Source organism: Anabaena sp. 90 (genome assembly GCF_000312705.1).
GTDB classification, from domain to species: Bacteria; Cyanobacteriota; Cyanobacteriia; order Cyanobacteriales; family Nostocaceae; genus Dolichospermum; species Dolichospermum lemmermannii.
Genome location: NC_019427.1, coordinates 2,186,367 through 2,203,349 on the forward strand (window position 1 = coordinate 2,186,367; position 16,983 = coordinate 2,203,349).

The window sequence follows — 16,983 nt, forward strand, 5'->3', positions numbered from 1 at the left end:
TTTGGAGGTTAGGAAATGCTATCAGCGTTTTCTCAGGAACAGTTAGTTACACACATTAGGCAAGTCTTGGGTGATGGCTTATCAGATCAAGCAGTTATAGATTGTACCAAGGCTTTAGAAATTATTGAACCACCAGTAGCAAAGCAATTTTGGCAAGCGACAACAGCAAAGCCGGGAATTTATGTTGTGCTGACTGGTAAGGTGAGATTACTTGATAGCTCGAACAATTTAATTAATACTCTCACTTCAGGGTCATCATTTGGGGAGTTAACTTTATTTCCAGAACAAGATTTTAGCAGTTATGTGGCTAGAGCTTCTATGAATTTAAAGGTTGCCTATCTTCCCCAAGCAATATTAACTAAGGTAATGGGAGAGTTTCCTAGTGTTTATCATCTTTTGCTGAATAAGGCAGAGCTAATTAACACTGCGAATTCTTCAGAAATTCCGCTGATTGAAGCCCCAAGAACTGTAAATAGTGCCAATTTACCTCAACCAATAATTCCCCCACCAACACAAGTAAAAAAACGCCCTCAATACTTTCCTATTCCTACGGTAGTTGTTGGTAATTGGTGGCGTAAATTTACTAAACGCTATCCATTTTTTGAACAACAAAGTGCTGCTGATTGTGGTGCTGCTTGCTTAGTTATGGTTGGCCGTTATTGGGGAAAAAACCTGAGTATCAATCGGCTGCGGGATCTGGCTAATGTTAGCCGGAGTGGTGCATCCATGCGAAGTTTGAGTGCAGCAGCAGAAAGCCTTGGTTTTGCTACCCGTCCGGTGAAAGCCAGTTTGGATAAATTTGCCCAACAATCTTTACCAGCGATCGCTCATTGGCAAGGTAGACATTACATTGTTGTCTATGAAATTACCAAAAAACAGGTAATTGTTGCTGATCCCGCTATTGGCCAACGTCAGCTTACTATTAAGGAATTTCTTGCAGGTTGGACTGGTTACGCTTTACTATTACAGCCTACAACTTCACTCAAAAAAACGCAAGAAGCTAACACGCCATTTTGGCAGTTATTTGATTTAGTTAAACCGCATTTTCAGGTTCTCTTAGAAGTATTTATTGCTTCGGTATTAATTCAGGTATTTGGATTAATCACACCTTTATTTACTCAACTTTTATTAGATAGAGTCATTGTTCAAGGTAGCATCTTAACTTTAAATACTGTCGGGTTTGGATTGTTAATTTTTGGGTTGTTTCGGGTTGCTATTAATGGGTTAAGACAATATTTACTAGATCACACCGCTAACCGCATTAGTGTGGCTTTAATGGTGGGATTTATTAAGCATACATTTGGCTTACCTCTGTCATTTTTTGAGTCTCGTTATGTGGGAGATATTGTCTCTCGTGTTCAGGAAAATCAAAAAATTCAACGGTTTCTGACGGGTGAAGCTCTATCTATTGGCTTGGATTTATTAACAGTTTTTGTTTATGTGGGATTAATGTTTTGGTACAGTCCACCAATGGCATTAATGACATTGGCAATTGTGCCACCCTTTGTGTTATTAACATTCTTTGCCACACCATTTTTGCGGCGGATTAGTCGAGAGGTATTCACAGCAGGAACTTTGGAAAATAGTTATTTGATTCAAAGCTTGACGGGAATTTCTTCGATTCGCTCAATGGCTATTGAACAAACAGTTCGTTGGCATTGGGAAGAGTTGCTAAACAATTTAATCAAAAAGAACTTTAGTGGTCAAGTAATTAGTAATCAACTGCAATTAATTAGCTCTACTATTCAATCTTTAGCAAGTACAGGGTTGCTCTGGTTTGGCGCTTGGTTAGTCATTCAAAATCAACTTACTATTGGTCAGTTAGTTGCTTTTAATATGTTACTGGGTAATATTATTCAGCCTTTCCAACGATTAATTATTTTGTGGAATCAGTTACAAGAGGTGATTGTTGCTACAGAACGAATTAATGATGTACTGGAAGCACAACTAGAGGAAGATTTAGAACATAACCCTCGACAATTTTTACCGAGATTAATCGGGAGAATCCGTTTTCATAATGTTACCTTTCGCTATCATCCCGAAAGTGAGATTAATATTTTAGAAAATCTCAGTTTTGAAATTTTACCTGAGCAAACTGTAGCAGTTGTTGGGCGCAGTGGTTCTGGAAAAACAACACTTTCTAAGTTAATTTTGGGTTTATATCTAGCGACAGATGGAAGAGTTTTAATTGACAATCAAGATGTTACTAGTATTTCCTTACATTCTTTGCGATCGCAAATAGGAGTTGTTGATCAAGATACATTTTTATTTGGCGGAACAATTCGGGAAAATATCACAATTGCCCATCCAGAAGCCTCTTTAGAAGAGATTGTGGAAGCTGCCCAACTTGCAGGTGCAGATGAGTTTATCAAAAGGATGCCAATGGGTTATGAAACCCAAATTGGTGAAGGAGGCGGAATGTTATCTGGAGGTCAACGTCAACGGTTAGCAATTGCCCGGGCTTTACTGGGAAATCCGCGACTTTTAATATTAGATGAAGCTACAAGTCACCTTGATGCTGAATCTGAACGGATTATTCAGAACAACCTCAAAAAAATTCTGCAAGGACGTACAAGTGTAATTATTGCTCACCGTCTTTCTACAGTTCGTCATGCTGATCTAATTTTAGTTTTAGATCGTGGTGTTTTAGTAGAAAGCGGTACACATGAAGAATTAATTACCAAAAAAGGACATTATTTCTATCTCAATCAACAACAATTAGCACAAACAAATTAATTGTTTAATAACCAGATCCCCGACTTATTGAAGAAGTTGGGGATCTATAACCAGAATTCTAAAATTATTTATGCCACAGTCAGTTTACACACAACCAACAACTACCATAAAGCCGCAGAATCAAACTGAATCTACTGCTTTTATCCAAAATCAACCTCAGACTCAGACATTAAATAAAGCCCAAGATTGGTTTTATGGTACAGAAGAATTATTAGATGCTTTACCAAAAGTATGGACTCGTTCCATGTTGTATTTATTAGTCAGTTTTGCCGCAATTATTTTACCTTGGGCAATGTTAACTAAAGTTGATGAAACAGGAAGTGCTAGTGGCAGAATAGAACCCAAAGGGGCAACACAAAAATTAGATAGTGCGGTAACTGGTAGTGTAGTTGCTGTTAATGTTAAAGAAGGTGCAATCGTTAAAGCTGGACAGGTATTAGTAGAAATGCAATCTGATGTTTTACAAACAGAAATACAGCAAATAAAAGATAAATTAGATGGGTTAAAAAATCGACAATCTCAACTGGAAATACTGAAGAATCAAGTCTTCATGGCAATTAATATTCAACGTCAGCAAAATCAATCTCAATCATTAGAAAAACTTGCTCAACTTAATCAAGCCCAACAAACATTTGAGACTAAAAAAAGTGCCTATAATTTCCAGGATTTGGAGAAATTAGCCCAAATTGATCAGGTAAAACAGAATATACGATCTACTCAAACTAACTATAGATTAGCTACAAGTCGGTTACGTCGAGATGTTTCTGAAGTTGAACGTTATCGGCTGTTGTTAAAGCAAGGAATAATTTCTCAAACTAAAGTAGTAGAATTGGAAAAAATTGCCGAAGAAAGTCAACGTTCACAAGAAGAAGCAAAATTTAATCTGCAAACAGCACAGTTACGGCTAAAAGAAGAGGTCAGCCGTTATCAGTCACTAATGAATCAAGTTCGCTCAGATATTGAACAGGCAAAACTACGTTTACAAGAAGAAGAAAATAGTTATAAAAGTTCTATGCAAGGAGGAGAATTAGTTTTATTAAAAAGTCAGGAACAGTTTAAAGACATCCAAAATCAAATAATTTCTCTTCAATCAGAAATGATGCAAACAAAAGGACAGCTTGCATCTTTAAATTTACAACTAAAACAGCGAATTGTCCGCTCTCCTATTGATGGAATAATTTTTGAATTACCTATTAAAAAACCTGGTTCTGTGGTACAATTAGGACAAATGATTGCTCAAATTGCTCCCGAAAATACCGCTTTGATTTTGAAAGCCCGTATGCCCAGTCAACATAGTGGTTTTGTCAAGGTAGGAATGCCAGTAAAAATTAAATTTGATGCTTATCCTTTCCAAGAATATGGAATTGTATCAGGACGGATTAGTTGGATTTCACCTAACTCTAAAATTCAAGAAAATAGTTCTAACCGAATAGAAACTTATGAATTAGATATCGCTTTAGAAAATCCTTATATTCAAGTTGGTAGCAAACAAATTCCTCTTACACCTGGACAAACAGCAAGTGCGGAAGTAATCATTCGTCAACGTCGAGTTATTGACTTTATTTTAGATCCATTTAAGAAGTTACAGAAAAATGGTTTAGAGCTTTAAATAAGGTATTATACTGAAGACATAATTCAATAAATTATGTCTTTTTTAATAGACGTTAATATGCAACTTTTTGATTATTCCTAAAAGAAAAATGTCAGAATTAAGTAGTTAAATGAATTAAGGATTTCGAGGATACGATAATGGAGAAAATAGTAATTAATGACTTATATCCTAGTCATTTAGTAACCTTTATTGATGATTTAAAAATATCAAAATTAGGTATTTTATTAGGGGGAGGTTTTTGGGGAGGCTATCCCAGTTTAGGGCTAAGTCCTAATGTTTTTATAACCACCGTTTATGATGGACTAAACAGCATATCAACAACTTATGAAGGAGCCGGTAGTTTTCATGATAATAAATTTAATACGATAGATTACGCTCGGACAGTTAATGCTTGGGTAAATCGGTAATTATTTTAGCAGATTCAAGGGCAATTTTGTCAAGTTTACCAGAACTATTCACTGTTTGATGAGGCAATAAGATCATGGCTACAATCATAATTTCTGACTTACAGGAAAAGACATTTTTGGATGACTTAAATTCAGAGCAAATACAGCAAATTTTAGGTACTGGTATTTTACCTTTACCTTTCTTGGGTGGACGTGGTTCTAATGTTGCTTTAACCACTGTTTATGATGGTATAAATACCCTGGAAACAGCATATCGTGGTCCATTTAGTTTCTACGATAATAAGATTTTTACTCTTGATCTTGCCAGAAGTGCTGTTTATTTAGTATTGTGAATAATTTTTAGTTGGTTGTTTTTTCTTCTTTACACCCCATAATGCTTATTTCTGAGGAAGTAACAACTTCCTTTTTTGTTGTTTTTGCTGATAGCTGATAATTGTTTACAGTTATGTGAAAATTGTTTTATGTTAAGATATAGTATTGTAGGTATGAATTACTGTATATAAATGATAGAAATTTCCCAGACAGTAATTATTCCTGATAGCGATATGGAAATTACTGCGATTCGTTCTCAGGGTGCAGGTGGTCAAAATGTTAATAAGGTGGCTACTGCTATTCATTTGCGCTTTGATATTTGTGCTTCTTCTTTACCAGAAATCTATAAAGAACGGCTTTTGAAGTTGAAAGATAACCGCATTACTCTTGAGGGAGTTGTGGTGATTAAAGCGCAGGAATACCGCAGTCAAGAACAGAATAAGGAGGAAGCTTTTCGACGACTTCAGGAACTGATTAAAAGTGTGTCTGTTTTACCGCGAAAACGCAAACGAACTAAACCAAGTCGCAATTCTCAAAGAAAACGTCTTGATAGTAAAAATAAGCGCGGACAAATTAAGTTGACTAGAGGAAAAATTACAGAATAATCACGATGCTATTACTGTGATGATAATATATAGCAATCCTAATAAAATACAAACATCTCCTTTCTCTCTTTCTCTGTGTTCTCTGTGCCTCTGTGGTTCGTTGAAAAAAATCTTGTACATAAATGCTATATATTAACGTCCCAACATTTTATCTCGCAAATGCTTAATGCGATCGCGCAATTTTCCAGCTTCTTCAAATTCCATCTTCTTCGCTGCTTCCTTCATCTGTTTTTCTAAAATTGTAATTAACTCTGGAATATCTTCCACCGATAATTCATCTAAATGTTCATCAACCATTTTTAAATCAGTGGCATTTAAACGACGAGAAGCATCTAAAAAAGATAAAATCGAATTAGTTTGTTTTTTAATAATCGGTTGCGGCGTAATTCCATGCAGTTTATTATAAGCCGTTTGAATTCCTCTTCTTCTATCAGTTTCATCAATGGCTTTAATCATACTTCCTGTTAATTTGTCAGCATATAAAATTGCCTTTCCTCTAATATGACGCGCAGCCCGGCCGATAGTTTGAATTAACGAACGTTCAGTCCGCAAAAATCCTTCCTTATCTGCGTCCATAATTGCAACTAACGAAACTTCAGGTAAATCCAAACCTTCCCGCAATAAATTTACACCGACTAACACATCAAAAACACCATTTCGCAAATCCTGTAAAATCTCAATCCGTTGGATGGAATTGATTTCTGAATGTAAATATCTGATTTTAATTCCCCTCTCTGCTAAATATTCAGTCAAATCTTCCGCCATGCGTTTAGTTAATGTAGTAATTAACGTTCTTTCTTGACGGTCAACTCGATCTTTTATTTCTCCTAATAAATCATCAATTTGTCCTTCCGTGGGACGCACAAATATTTCTGGGTCAATTACTCCCGTCGGTCTAATTACTTGTTCAATAATATTCTCTTCCGAAATTTCCAATTCCCAATTTCCTGGAGTTGCAGAAACGAAAATACATTGATTGACTTTTTGCCAAAATTCTTCCGCTTGTAAAGGACGATTATCCGCCGCACTGGGAAGCCGAAAACCATGATCTATTAATACTTTTTTTCTTGCTTGGTCTCCATTATACATTCCGCGAATTTGGGGAACGGTAACATGAGATTCATCTATCACTAATAACCAATCTTTGGGAAAATAATCAATTAAACATTCTGGTGGTTCTCCTGCTTGTCTACCTGCTAAATGACGGGAATAATTTTCTACGCCGTTACAATATCCCACTTCTCTTAACATTTCCAAATCATAACGGGTGCGTTGATCAATGCGTTGTGCTTCCACTAATTTCCCCATTGATTCTAATGTTAATTGTTGCTGTTTTAATTCGGTGGCTATATCTTCACAAGCTATTTCTACTCTTTCTTTAGGAGTAACAAAGTGACGCGCAGGGTAGATATTTACTGCTTCTAAACTGTGGAGAATTTCCCCACTCACAGGATCTACATATCTAATTGCATCAATTTCATCACCAAAAAATTCCACTCTAATAATTCTATCTTCGTAAGCAGGAGAAATTTCTAAAACATCACCCCGAACTCGAAATTTTCCTCTCCCCATTTCTATGTCATTGCGAGTATATTGAACTGCTGTTAAATCCCGTAAAACTTGACGCGGATCAATTTCCATTCCCAATTGTAATCGAATTGCGGCTTTCAGGTATTCCGCCGGCATTCCTAAACCGTAAATACAACTAATTGAAGCCACAACAATCACATCCTTGCGTTCAAATAAGGAACGGGTGGCGGAATGTCGTAACATATCTATTTCTTCATTTATCGCTGATGTTTTCTCTATATAAGTATCAGTAACGGGTAGATATGCTTCGGGTTGATAGTAATCGTAATAACTGACAAAATACTCAACTGCATTATGAGGAAAAAACTCCCGCAGTTCGTTACACAACTGGGCGGCTAATGTCTTATTATGGGCTAATACTAGGGTAGGTCTACCGACTTTTTCAATGACTGCGGCTATGGAGAATGTCTTACCGGTTCCTGTCGCACCCAGTAATGTTTGATAATGATTTCCTGTTTGAATACTAGCAGAAAGTTGTGCGATCGCTTGTGGTTGATCACCGGTGGGGACAAAAGGCGCTTGCAGATTAAAATCCATTATCTAGCTTGAACGTTACACCTAGCAATTCTACACAATTTCTCAGTTTTACGTTTGGCGCGAAATTTTTTTTTCGGGGTTTGGCTTGCAACATCGCCGGCGATGTGCTATATTAATATAATGGAGTGGTGATAAAATTTTTATAAAAGCACACATTCCCATTATCATAATATCACGCCTGGCGGCGCAAGTCAACCCCCAAAGCCTGAATTTATTTTTGCCGGCTCAAAAAAGCCGCACCCAATTGATTTATTGTGAAAATCCTTGTAGTAATCGTTGAATAGAAATTTTAATTTCTGGAAATGCTAATGGAGATATTTCACCGCAAGTAAAGGTTAATTCTCTAGAATAATTACCATTTATTGGTTCTCTAAACACTTTTAATTGTTGATTTTTTAAGTCTACTACCCAATACTCATTAATTAATCCAGCAGCATAGGTTTTGCGTTTTATCTCTAAATCTTTACTTAGAGTAGTTTTAGAATATTCGATTAACCAAAATATATTTTCAGGATAAGGGTGGTGACTGCGATAAATAGCACGCAGTGGTTCAACTATTGCTAAATCTGGTGCTGGTTCTGAATTGCTATTAGGTATTGTAATCGGTTTTGCATCTCTTACCAGTGCTTTTGAACCGAGTAATTCCCGCAAATATTCAGCAGAATCAGTATTAATTTGCGCGTGTTCTGGTCCTTCTGGTGCCATGTTGATAATTTCTCCATTTAGTAGTTCAACTTGACGACCAGCTAAAAGGCCAATTTCAATCATACGATGATAGTCGTCTAAACTCCATTTAGCAATAGTAACTGTCATGGTTAGTTTTCCTAAAGCTAGGGTACGATTTTGATTTTAACTTGAATTTGATACAGCAACTGTGTATCTAATCCAAGTGCATACCCCTATAATAGTCGGTTTTAACCGACTTGAGCTATTAGACAGGGAATTTATTCCCTGGCTTCTGGCTTCTGACTGCGTTAAAATTTGTAATATGCTAAAGGCTGGTTGTGTATACCGATTATATCAAGTGCAATGGGATAAGAGCAGATAGATAAAAATAGTATCAGAACTGGTTAAAATAGAAAATAAATCTATTGCTGTTTTGAAATGATACCAGAAGCAAATATTGAAGATGTTCAAGAACCAATTACCAGCGCACCACCGGAAGTGAAGCAAATTATTGAGAAGGTATGGAGGTTGGAGAAAAGTCGGTTAGATAGAAAGAGTAAGGGTCATATTAATGATGATATTCTCACTATTGTGAAGGAAGCGGTACAATGAAGCTAACTTCGATTAAATTATGTAATTTTCGTTCTTTTTATGGGAAAACTCCAGAGATAACTTTGGCTGGTGGAGATGTTCGCAATACTACGATGATTTATGGTAGTAACGGTGCAGGTAAAACTAGTATTTTGAATGCGTTTACTTGGGTTTTATATGAAAAATTTAGTGCGGCTTTTGCGTCAACGGAACAGTTAGTAAATAAACGCGCAATTTCAGAATCTCAACCTAGTCAACCTGTGGAATGTTGGGTGGAAGTTGGTTGGGAACATGAAGGTAATCGTTATCGTGCTACTCGTGGTTGTCGGGTTTATAAAAATGAAAGTGATGTGATTGAAGCTGGGAAAACTCAGTTAAAAATTCAAGTTGCTGGAGATGACGGAAAATGGTATTTCCCACTTCAGCAAGCTGAGGAAATTATAACTCAGATTTTACCAGCAAGTTTACATCAATATTTTTTCTTTGACGGTGAACGCATTGAAGAAATTGTCCGTTCTGATAATAAAGCGGAAATTTCTGAAGCCATTAGAACTTTTTTGGGTGTGGAAGTTATTGAACTTTCGATTAAACACTTGAAAGATGCTAAAAAGAGTTTAGAAACTGAGTTAAAACATATTGGTGACGCGGAAACTAAACAGTTATTGAATCAGCAAGAAAAGCAAGAACTGGAAATTGACAATATTAATAAACGTCAAACGGAAATAAATCAAGAGTTGGAATGTCAACAGACTTTCAAAAAGGAAGTTAGTAACAAGTTACGAGAATTGAGTGCTGTTAAGGAATTACAGGAAAGAAAGCAAAGTTTAGAATCTCAAAAAGATAGTTTGCGGGAAGAGTTGAAAAAAACACGGGAGAATTTGAAAAAGGTTATTTCTGCACGGGGTTATACTGTTCTGTTATCGGAAACTACCGCTAAGTTTCGGGAAATATTTACAGATTTAAAACAAAAAGGTGAATTAACTGCGGGAATTTCCCGGGAATTTGTCAATGATTTACTCAATACTGGACGTTGTATTTGTGGTGCAGATTTAAGGGAAGGAACTCACACCCATTTTCATGTCAAAAATTTAATGAGAAAATCTGGTTCTTCCACTGTAGAAGAAACCGCAATTAGAATGAGCGCGCAAGTTGATGAAATTGATAAACAAGCAGTTGCTTTTTGGGAAGAAGCGGACAGGGAACAAGTACGAATTCAACAGTTACGGGAAAATCTTAATCAAGTTGAATTGGAATTAGCAACTATTCAAGAACAACTCCGAAAAGATCCCAATGAGGAAATTAGTAGTTTACAAAAACGTCTTGATGAAATTGAAGCTAAAATTGATGACTTAAATCGAGAACAAGGTGCAAATCAACAGGAAGTTTCTCATCTAAAAACAGCTATTGATGCTTTGATAAAACAAATATCTAAGCAAAAACAAAATGAGGAAAAACAATCTTTAGCACAGCGTCGCATTAATGCTACTCAAGATGCAATTGACAGATTATCGGAAGTTAAAAACCGTCAAGAAAATCAATTTCGTCTCCAATTGGAACAGCGGGTACAGGAAATTTTCTCAGATATTTCTTTTACTCCTTATGTTCCCAAAATTAGCGAAAAGTATGAGTTGAGTTTGGTGGAAAATACGACGGGATTTGAAGCACCAGTCGCAGCTTCTACGGGAGAAAATCAAATTCTCAGTTTATCTTTTATCGCTAGTATTATTGATAAGGTGCGTGACTGGAGTGAGAAGCGGAAAATGATGATGGTTCCTGATAGTAGCACTTTTCCTATTGTTATGGATTCTCCTTTTGGGAGTTTAGATGCTAATTCTCGTCGTCACATTGCGCGAACTATTCCTAAGTTAGCAAATCAGTTGGTTGTGTTGGTGACTAAGACTCAGTGGCGGGTTGAGGTTGAGGAGGAAATTGCTGATAAGATTGGGAAGGAATATGTTTTGGTTTATTATTCTTCTAAGCCTAATTGTGAACAGGATTTTATTGAGTTGGGGAGGGAACGATATGCTTTGGTTCGTCAGAGTTTGAATGGTTTTGAATATACTGAAATTGTTGAGGTTGAATAAATAATTTTTGTTTCGCGCAAAGTCGCTAAGAAGCAAAGTCGCAAAGGAGGAAGAAAGAAATGGTTGCTAATTTTGAGAAAAGTTATATGAGTCCTCTGGAGTATTTGGAATGGGAGGAACAGCAAGATATTAAATATGAATATATCAATGGTGAAGTTTTTGCTATGACTGGGGGAACTATTCCCCATTCTACTATTGCTTTAAATTTGGCTTCTGGGTTAAAAAATCATTTGCGGGGTGGTAATTGTCGTCCTTTTATGGCAGATGCTAAAGTGGGTATATCGGAAAATGGTCCGTTTCATTATCCTGATGTCATGGTAAGTTGTGATGAACGGGATAAACAAGCTATTAAGTTTATTCAATTTCCTTGCTTAATTGTTGAGGTGCTTTCTCCGAGTACGGAAGCTTATGATAGGGGGGGTAAGTTTCAGCTATATAGACGGATTCAAACTTTGCAGGAATATGTTTTAATTAGTGCTGATAAAATCGGTTTGGATTGTTTTCGCCTAAATGATAGGGGTTTATGGGAGTTACATCCTTTTGTTGAGGGTGATGATGTACATTTAGTTAGTGTTGATTTTACTTTTCCTCTTTCTCTGGTTTATGAGGATGTTTTTTGATTTTTTGTTTCGCGCAGAGACGCTAAGGAGCAAAGGCGCAAAGAAGAGGATAAGATTGTAGTATTAGTAGGTTAGGTTTGGTTTATGATGTTAAGGGTGTATATTTTATAATTATGGCGGAAACTGGTAGAATCAGGGTTGCTAGGGATAAAGCTGAGTTGGTGAAAAGTTTAACTTCTGCTGATGGGGGAACTGGTCCTTTTCAGACTTTCGCTGATGTCATTGTTTTTGCTGCTGCTTTGGGTGTAAAGTATAAAAAGCGTGTTCCTTTGGGGGAAATTTCCAAACGTGAACCATCACCAATTCCTCAAGAACAATTTATTGTTAGAGGCTATGATACGGTAATAAATCTTTTAGGACTTATTGAAACTGAAGATATAGGAATTTTATCTTTCCAGGATGGTAATAACAATGAAAAACGTAATCATATATTTGAAGAGTATGCTAATGGCGGTTTAGAAGTATTAGAAGTGGAAATTCGAGGCGCAATAGATTATTCTGATCGAATTTTATTATTTATCAATTCTGAAAGGTTTAAGGATGATTTTGAGGGTGAAGATTATGATCTGAGAAGATTTAGACCATAAATCAAAAATTTAGATATTCATAGTAATAGTAAAAATGACTAAAGTAAAACAATCATCCAATCAGAGAAGTTTAGCTGAGTATTGTCAATCTTTCTCTAACCTCAATGTATACAAAACTGATAAAAAAGGTTATGCACTCAACCAACCAATATTGCTTTTATCTGTAATTGATCTAATTTCACAAAATGTAATAAAGGATGAAAAAATTTATATTTCTGATGATTTAATTGAGACATTTAAGAAGTATTGGCAGGTAATTGCATCTAGCCCGTTTAAAGGTAGCGATTTTGCCCTTCCGTTTTTTCACTTGAAAAATGTGAAAAATAATCAATGTAAGTTTTGGCATCTTCAGTTTAGTTCTGAATATGAGGGTGGTCGTCCTCAAACAATTCCTAGACTTAGACATGATGTTAACTACGCTTTTCTGGATGATGAACTTTTTACTTTAATACAAAATGAAAGTACCAGAAAAGAATTAATTGATGCACTTGTATCAAGTTGGCTTTCATCTGATGAAAATGAGATAGGAGAAATTTTAAAAATTAATGAAAATTTTCAAAATGAATCCTTAGAACAAGAAACTATAACCGAATCAACAGATACATTAAAAACTATTCCTAAATGGAGTTTAAAAAAAACACTAATTAGAAATGCTTTTTTTAGAAAAGCTGTTGTTTCTGTATATGATTGTCAATGCGCTTTTTGTGGCTTAAAAGTTACTAAAACTGGTAATCAAAATATTGTTGACGGCGCACATATAAAGCCATTTTCTGCATTTTATGACAGTAGAATACATAACGGAATAGCACTTTGTAAAAATCATCATTGGGCTTTTGATAGAGGTTGGTTTGCTGTTGACGATAAATACAAAATAATCGTTAGTAAAGAATTAGAAGAAGTATCTCCCCATGCTAGAACAATAACGGAATTTCATGGGGAAATACTCATATTACCGAAAGTAGAGAAATATTTTCCAGATATTGAAGCTTTACAATGGCATCGTCATCATATATTTCAGCCCTAATTGGCCATTATTATAAAATAACCGGAAGTCCTACATCTTGTGGTTTGACCAACTTTCCATCAAAACCTATAGTTTGTTCTTCTGTCGTCCTAGCATTAGCTAAAGCTTTACGTAAAGCCGTAACTTCCATTTTTTCAGTCATTCCTCCCAACATATAAATAAATAACTTCACAGCTAAATCTTTTCCTACTACCTGTACCCGCTTTTTATTGGGGTCATATAAAACCCCATACCATAAAGAGTGAGGATATTCCATACTACTAAAACCCCCTTGACGGTCAAATTTCTCCAACTTCTTAAAAATATCCGTCAAAGCAAAATCTTTTTTAAACACCAAAGTTCCCAAAGCTTGCGCTAAAGCAACTTGAGAAACTGGACGAAATAACATATTTCCCTCACCTCCGTCTTTTTCAAAATGGAAGCGCCGCAAAACAGTTGTATCTTCGTGTTCCAATATTTTATAACTGGGAAGATTAGCTAAATGATCAAAAAGTAGTCTAAAATCTGCAATTCCTTCCTGAATTTCTTCATTTTCTGGACGCATGGGAATTAACCCTTTTTCCAAAGGTTTCCAATGGGGGAACTTTTGCCCCAAATATCTTTCAGACATATCTTGTAAGGCTTGCAGAGTGGTTAAAACTGTAGAATTAGCGGCTACTGTGGCACTATTCCAATTAACACGGGGATTGCGATTTGGTTTTTGTTCTAAAAGTGGATGTGTAACCGCAATCTTTCGTGCTACAATAGCAAAACCATCATCTTCATTTAATTGTGCTAACTGACCTTTAGTTAAAGGTGCAGCCATTAAATTTACATGAACAAAAATTGATCTTACCCGTCGTTTTGCTTCTGTATGAGTTTCCCCGGTATTCACAGCACAAATAAACTCAATGCCAATTTTTTCTTTAGATAAACCTTGTAAATAAGCAGGTTCTACTTGATATTTCTCAATCAAATCAGATAAGGTAATAAAACTATCATCCGCAGTTTTATCCTTTTTATAACGTTGAAGTTTACCAGATTTAATTAACTCCATTAAACCTTGGACACCCATTAATCTATGCTGACCATCTAAAGCATAAATTGTCACATTCTCTTCAGAAATATTCAGTAAACCGACTTTACTATCTTTATCTAAAGGTATAAAATCAGTAGTCGCTTTTTTAGCCCGTCCTTGACTATCCCACTCCGCTGCTTTGGGGTTATCTACCCAAGGTTGATTAATTACTACCAGCACAGCCGGAAATTTATGGTTTTTTCGCGCAGCTAAATACTGTACTAACGGTGCTTGACGCGACCAGTCAACAGGACGTTGTTGAATGTCATCAATACTATCAGCATCAATTTCAATATTCTCTGTCTCTGGGTTGTACTTTTTTTGCAGCAGGGGTAAACCAGACGCAAAATGTACCCGTCCCGCGAACCATTCCAATGTCACAGAACCTACATAAGCCTCAGTACCACCCATTTCTGTCTTTTGGACAAGAATTTGGTCTTTCTTCTCTAAAAACCTGTCTAGCAGTAAAGCTAATACCTGTTTATCCTGATTTTCCCGTTCTAAATACTCGTTAGCGAGTTGATTATTTAGTGTATCTGTATTATCATTCATGTTAATTTTTGAAAACTTAGTGACTAACTCTTGCTTTATTGTCCAAAAAAATGGATACTAGGGATGCGATTTTTAAAAATATGCTGCACGCATAGCTTAGATTTATTTATATACTAGATGATTTCATGCCCCCAAAGGGAAGTATTGATTCTATGTTCATGTATCCACAGGTAGGGAAAAATGACTACAACACAACAGCCAGAAAATAAAAATCAGCCGAATCGTACTGTACCAGAGTTAGTGGAGTATATCCAAGCTTTGACGACAGAAATTCAAGAATTGTATTGTTTAGATGAGATACCTTGGGTAGTAGGCTATTCAGGTGGAAAAGACAGCACTGCTACTTTACAGCTTATTTGGAATGCGATCGCTGAACTCCCACCGGAAAAAAAAACTAAGCCAATTCATGTAATTACAACAGATACCCTAGTAGAAAACCCTGTAGTCTCTGTTTGGGTACGCCACTCTTTAGAACGAATGAGAGTTGCTGCTGAAGAACAAGGAATGCCAATTCAAGCCCATCTGCTTTATCCTGCAATTAAAGATACTTTTTGGGTGAACTTAATAGGTAAAGGCTATCCAGCACCACGTAATCGTATGCGTTGGTGTACCGACAGATTAAAAATTAAACCCACTGACAGCTTTATTCGGGAAGTAATTCAAACTAACGGTGAAGTAATTCTTGTATTGGGTACTCGTAAATCTGAAAGTATCAAACGTTCCATCACAATGGCTAAACATCGAGAATGGCGGATACGTGATCACATGAATTTGAATCCAAATAGACCTAATTCTATGATTTATCTTCCTATAGAAGATTGGATTACTGATGAAGTTTGGATTTATCTCAATCAGCTTGAAAATCCTTGGGGATATAGCAATAAAGATTTATTTACTATGTATCGAGGTGCAACAGCAGATAATGAATGTCCTTTAGTTGTTGATACTTCTACACCTAGTTGTGGCGATTCTCGATTTGGTTGCTGGGTATGCACAATTGTTAGTAAAGATAAATCAATGGAGGCCATGATCCAAAATGATGAAGAAAAAGAATGGATGCAGCCTCTATTAGATATTCGCAATGAATTAGATATTAAAGATGACAGAAGTAAAAGAGATTTTCGTCGTATCTGGGGAGAAGTTCAATTATTTGAACGTAATGTAGATGGTGGAACGTCTATTGAACCCATTCACGGACCTTATACAAAATATTGGCGAGAACATTGGCTAAGACGAGTATTAACAGCGCAAACACAAGTTCGTCAAACAGCACCTAAAAACATGGGTGATATTACTCTGATTACTCTAGAAGAATTAAGTGCTATCCGTCGAATATGGTTAGAAGACAAACACGAATTTGATGATAGTTTACCCCAAATATACGAAGAAGTCACAGGAGAAGTATTTAAAGATCCTCGTCCTGGTGCAGATCAAAGCATACTTGGTAGTGATGAATGGGGAGTATTAGAAGAAATTTGTGAAGGTGACGGAATGCACCTAGAACTAATGGCCAGACTATTAGATACAGAAAGACAATTTAAGAAAAAAACCCGCCGTGTGGGTATCTACGAAAGCCTAGAAAAATGCTTTGATACAAGTTCCCGTTCACCAGAAAAAGCGATCGCAAATGCCCATTTAAAACGGGATTTAAGACAAGCAGCATTAGAAGGTGATGTTGCGACAATTCGGGAAAAATTCAAACAATTAAGTTTAGGAGATACCGCCGAAAAACAAGAGAGTAAACCACAAACTTGGGCTAACTTCAAATATGCACAAAAGAACCCAGATGATAACCCAGACCAATAGAATATCCTCCCCACCCTCGTTCCTAGCCTCTGGCTGGGAATGCCAATTTTGAGGTTTTACCTCAACTCATTATAACCGAGGCAGAGCCTCTTGACAGCATTCCCTGTCAGAGACAGGGAACGAGATAAATATCTCCCTTCTCTCTTTCTCTGTGTCCTCTGTGCCTCTGTGGTTCGTTTAAAAAAACTAGAATACCC

The 16,983-nt window shown here is 36.3% G+C and carries 14 protein-coding genes; 11 read left to right on the forward strand and 3 right to left on the reverse strand.

Translation table 11 applies throughout. The annotated features are described in order from the left end of the window. Nucleotides 1–15 precede the first annotated feature (15 nt). The 5 genes from ANA_RS09645 (at nt 16) to arfB (ending at nt 5,672) form a co-directional block, all read left to right on the forward strand. On the forward strand, nt 16–2,736 hold the full coding sequence (locus ANA_RS09645) for a peptidase domain-containing ABC transporter (protein WP_015079884.1): 2,721 nt from the start codon (nt 16–18) through the stop codon (nt 2,734–2,736). Nucleotides 2,737–2,806: 70 nt separating this feature from the next. Further along, complete coding sequence (locus ANA_RS09650) at nt 2,807–4,345, forward strand: HlyD family efflux transporter periplasmic adaptor subunit (protein WP_015079885.1); 1,539 nt, start codon at nt 2,807–2,809, stop codon at nt 4,343–4,345. Nucleotides 4,346–4,485: 140 nt separating this feature from the next. Then, nucleotides 4,486–4,755 (forward strand): hypothetical protein, encoded by a 270-nt coding sequence (locus ANA_RS09655; RefSeq protein WP_015079886.1) that lies wholly within the window; start codon nt 4,486–4,488, stop codon nt 4,753–4,755. Between the two features lie 74 nt (nt 4,756–4,829). Beyond that, the gene (locus ANA_RS09660; protein WP_015079887.1) at nt 4,830–5,087 is read left to right on the forward strand and encodes a hypothetical protein; all 258 of its coding nucleotides are present in this window, start codon (nt 4,830–4,832) and stop codon (nt 5,085–5,087) included. Between the two features lie 171 nt (nt 5,088–5,258). Beyond that, the gene (gene arfB / locus ANA_RS09665; protein ID WP_015079888.1) at nt 5,259–5,672 is read left to right on the forward strand and encodes an alternative ribosome rescue aminoacyl-tRNA hydrolase ArfB; all 414 of its coding nucleotides are present in this window, start codon (nt 5,259–5,261) and stop codon (nt 5,670–5,672) included. Between the two features lie 132 nt (nt 5,673–5,804). Here the strand turns inward: arfB and uvrB are convergent, their stop codons facing one another. Continuing rightward, a complete protein-coding gene (uvrB, locus tag ANA_RS09670) occupies nt 5,805–7,802 on the reverse strand; it encodes an excinuclease ABC subunit UvrB (protein WP_041457899.1) in 1,998 nt (665 codons plus the stop codon). A 246-nt stretch (nt 7,803–8,048) separates the two neighbouring features. Further along, nucleotides 8,049–8,612, reverse strand: a complete 564-nt coding sequence (locus tag ANA_RS09675) for a Uma2 family endonuclease (RefSeq protein ID WP_015079890.1) — start codon at nt 8,610–8,612, stop codon at nt 8,049–8,051. A 291-nt stretch (nt 8,613–8,903) separates the two neighbouring features. Here ANA_RS09675 and ANA_RS26520 point away from each other — a divergent pair, with 291 nt between their 5' ends. The 5 genes from ANA_RS26520 to ANA_RS09695 all read left to right on the forward strand — a co-directional run bounded on the left by ANA_RS26520 (nt 8,904) and on the right by ANA_RS09695 (nt 13,371). Further along, nucleotides 8,904–9,077 (forward strand): hypothetical protein, encoded by a 174-nt coding sequence (locus tag ANA_RS26520; protein ID WP_015079891.1) that lies wholly within the window; start codon nt 8,904–8,906, stop codon nt 9,075–9,077. After that, nucleotides 9,074–11,140, forward strand: a complete 2,067-nt coding sequence (locus ANA_RS09680; protein ID WP_015079892.1) for an AAA family ATPase — start codon at nt 9,074–9,076, stop codon at nt 11,138–11,140. The genes ANA_RS26520 and ANA_RS09680 overlap by 4 nt, the downstream gene beginning before the upstream one ends. Before the next feature lie 59 nt (nt 11,141–11,199). Then, a complete protein-coding gene (locus tag ANA_RS09685) occupies nt 11,200–11,760 on the forward strand; it encodes a Uma2 family endonuclease (RefSeq protein WP_015079893.1) in 561 nt (186 codons plus the stop codon). Nucleotides 11,761–11,873: 113 nt separating this feature from the next. Continuing rightward, on the forward strand, nt 11,874–12,347 hold the full coding sequence (locus ANA_RS09690; protein ID WP_015079894.1) for a DNA phosphorothioation-associated protein 4: 474 nt from the start codon (nt 11,874–11,876) through the stop codon (nt 12,345–12,347). A 34-nt stretch (nt 12,348–12,381) separates the two neighbouring features. Then, on the forward strand, nt 12,382–13,371 hold the full coding sequence (locus tag ANA_RS09695; RefSeq protein WP_015079895.1) for an HNH endonuclease: 990 nt from the start codon (nt 12,382–12,384) through the stop codon (nt 13,369–13,371). A 10-nt stretch (nt 13,372–13,381) separates the two neighbouring features. On the opposite strand, the gene ANA_RS09700 is transcribed toward ANA_RS09695, so the two are convergent. After that, nucleotides 13,382–14,980: a DGQHR domain-containing protein gene (locus ANA_RS09700; RefSeq protein ID WP_015079896.1), complete on the reverse strand. Its 1,599-nt coding sequence runs from the start codon at nt 14,978–14,980 to the stop codon at nt 13,382–13,384. A 180-nt stretch (nt 14,981–15,160) separates the two neighbouring features. Between ANA_RS09700 and dndC the strand changes: the two genes are divergently transcribed. Next, nucleotides 15,161–16,786, forward strand: coding sequence for a DNA phosphorothioation system sulfurtransferase DndC (dndC, locus tag ANA_RS09705; protein ID WP_015079897.1), 1,626 nt, complete (start codon nt 15,161–15,163; stop codon nt 16,784–16,786). The last annotated feature ends 197 nt before the right edge of the window (nt 16,787–16,983 follow it).